Annotated in this window: 1 protein-coding gene; it reads left to right on the forward strand. The window is 71.8% G+C overall.

The window, feature by feature from the left end; all coding sequences use genetic code 11:
- Nucleotides 1-64 precede the first annotated feature (64 nt).
- The gene (locus HKK72_RS38100; protein WP_222721650.1) at nucleotides 65-3,022 is read left to right on the forward strand and encodes a beta-galactosidase; all 2,958 of its coding nucleotides are present in this window, start codon (nucleotides 65-67) and stop codon (nucleotides 3,020-3,022) included.
- Nucleotides 3,023-3,038: the final 16 nt, after the last annotated feature.

Raw genomic sequence — 3,038 nt, forward strand, 5'->3', positions numbered from 1 at the left:
TCACGGCGCGGACGACCGCAAGATCACGGCCGGACGCCGTCGCGGGGGCAGAAGGAGCATTGGCATGAGAGGCAGCACCCGAAGATCACTCGCCGTCCTGCTCGCCGTCGTCGCCTTCATGGCCTCGGCCTTGACGGCGACCGCCGCGGTCGGCACGGTGTCCGCCGCAGCCAGGGCGAACACCGCCCGAGCGGCGAACCCCGACCGACCGGCGAACGCCGCCGTTCCGAAGCGGCACGTGGTCGCCTACGACCGGTACTCGCTCAAGGTCGACGGCGAGCGCGTCATGTTGTGGACGGGAGAGTTCCACTACTTCCGGCTCCCGAGCCCCGATCTGTGGCGGGACGCCCTGGAGAAGATCAGGGCGGCCGGCTTCAACGGCGTCTCGCTCTACTTCCACTGGGGCTACCACTCGCCCAAGCCCGGGGTGTACGACTTCACGGGCGTGCGCGACGTCGACCGGCTGCTGCGCGTCGCCGACGAGCTCGGCCTCTACGTCGTGGCGCGGCCGGGGCCGTACATCAACGCGGAGAGCACCGGTGGCGGCTTTCCCGCATGGCTCAAGAACGTGCCCGGCCGGGCGCGTTCCAGCGCTCCGGGCTACACCGCCGCCTACCGCGACTGGCTGAGCCACATCAATCCGATCATCGCCCGTCACCAGGTCACCCGCGGCGGCTCGGTCATCGTCTACAACGCCGAGAACGAGTACGCCGCCAACACCGACGCCGCCTACATGCAGGACATCCAGAACAAGGCCCGTGCGGACGGCATCGACGTGCCCATCACGCACAACCAATGCTGCGACGCCTCATGGACGCCGACCTGGGCCTCGGGGCAGGGCGCCGTGCAGATCCCCGGCGTGGACGACTACCCGCAGTCCTTCAACTGCGACACCCCGGGCATCTGGGGCACGTGGGGGCCGGGCGTCACCGAACGGCTCCGCGACGACGCCCCCGTCTACGCGGCCGAGTACCAGGCCGGATCCGTCGATGTGAACAGCGCCGGATTCGACAAGTGCCGGGAGCTGACCGGGCCCGATTACATGAAGGTCTTCTACAAGTCCAACCTCATCGCCAGCGGCGCCACGATGTACGGCTACTACATGGCCTTCGGCGGCACGAACTGGGGCTGGCTGGCGCAGCCGAACGACGTCGGCACCTCCTACGACTACGGCGCGGCGATCACCGAGCACCGGCAGCTCACCACGAAGTACGACGAGTTCAAGCGGCAGGGCTATTTCGTCACCTCGGTGGCGCCGCTGACCAGGACCGACCCGTCGACGGCGCCGGTGTCCGACAACGCCGCCGTGCACACCGAGGCGCGCGCCAATCCCGACACCGGCACGCAGTTCGTGCTCGTACGTCATGCCGACCGCTCGACGTCCACCGACGAGTCCGCCACCCTCACCTGGACCACCCCCGACGGCACCTACCGGGTGCCGGTCCGGGTGAAGGGCCGTGACGCCGAGATCCTGGTGGCCGGGTACGACCTCGGCGGCCAGCGCCTCGCCTGGTCGAACTCCGAGATCCTCACCCACGCCCACATCGGCGGCAAGGACGTGGCCGTGCTGTACGGCGGTGCGGGCACTGCGGGTGCGACGGTGCTGCGCTATCCGTCGGCGCCCAAGGTCAAGGTGCTCGACGGCTCGGTGCGGTCGTCGTACGCCGCCGGCGAGCTCAGGCTCGACTACACGCACGCGGGCCTGGCGCGGGTGCTGATCAGCGACGGCGGGCGGCGTCCGCTGCTGCTCATGCTCGGCACCGACGAGTCGGCGGCCTCGTTCTGGCGGGCCGGCACCTCGGCCGCGCCGGTGTTGGTGCGCGGCACGTCGCTGGTGCGCTCGGCGCGCGCGACCGGGAACGCCGTCGAACTGCGCGCCGACCTCGCCGAGGCGGGTGACGTCGAGGTCTTCGGCCCCGCGTCGTCGCGCCGCCTGGTGGTCGACGGGCGTGCGGTGCCGGCACGCGTGACGCCGAGCGGCTCACTGCTGGGCCGAGCGGCCGGGCCGAGGCCGGTGCGCCTGCCCGACCTGACCGGCTGGCGGACGCGCACCGAGGCGCCGGAGGCCCAGCCCGGCTTCGACGACTCCCGCTGGACCGTGGCGGACAAGACCACCACGGAGAGTCCGATCAAGCCGAAGAACCAGCCGGTGCTCTACGCCGACGACTACGGCTACCACTACGGGCATGTCTGGTACCGCGGCCGCTTCACCGCCACCGGCGCCGAGACCTCCGTCGCGCTCAACGCCGTCACCGGCAAGCACGGGATCTACCAGGCCTGGCTGAACGGCCGCTATCTCGGCTCGGCGGCGGGCGGCGTGCAGGCCGACACCGACGATCCGGTGAACCCCGACCCGGGCCGGGGCGACTTCCCGATCCCGGCCGGGCTGCTGAAGAAGGGCGAGAAGGCCACGTTGTCGGTGCTGGTCGGGAACATGGGCCACAACGACGACTGGGTCGCCACCGACATCCGGCACAAGCAGCCGCGCGGGCTCACCGGCGCGGCGATCGCGGGTGCGCGGGGCCTGATCTCGTGGCGGATCCAGGGCGCCGAGGGCGGCGAGGATGTCGCCGACCGGGCCCGTGGCCCGCTCAACAACGGCGGACTCTTCGGCGAACGCGCCGGCTGGTACCTGCCGGGCCGCACCGGCGGTCCGTGGGCCGCCGCTTCGCCGGCCGGCCGCAGGCTCGCGCCCGGTGTGAGCTGGTATCGCACCACGTTCCGGCTCGACCTGCCGAAGGGCCAGGACGTGCCGGTGGCACTGCGCTTCGGCGGTGCCGAGGACGCGCGATACCGGGTGCTGCTGTTCGTCAACGGCTGGAACCTCGGGCAGTACATCCCCGGCCGGCCCCAGCGGGACTTCGCGCTCCCGGCGGGCCTTCTGCGCGAGCGCGGCCACAACACGCTGGCGCTGGCGGTCGTCGCCGAGCAGAGCGCCACGGTCGGCCCGGTGAGCCTGGTGGCCATGGCCAACCACCGTGGCGGCGTCCTCGTCGCGCCCGTCCCCGCCCCGGAAAGGTAACCCGACCTCCCACCCG

Source organism: Actinomadura sp. HBU206391, from assembly GCF_014323665.1.
Lineage (GTDB): Bacteria > Actinomycetota > Actinomycetes > Streptosporangiales > Streptosporangiaceae > Actinomadura_C.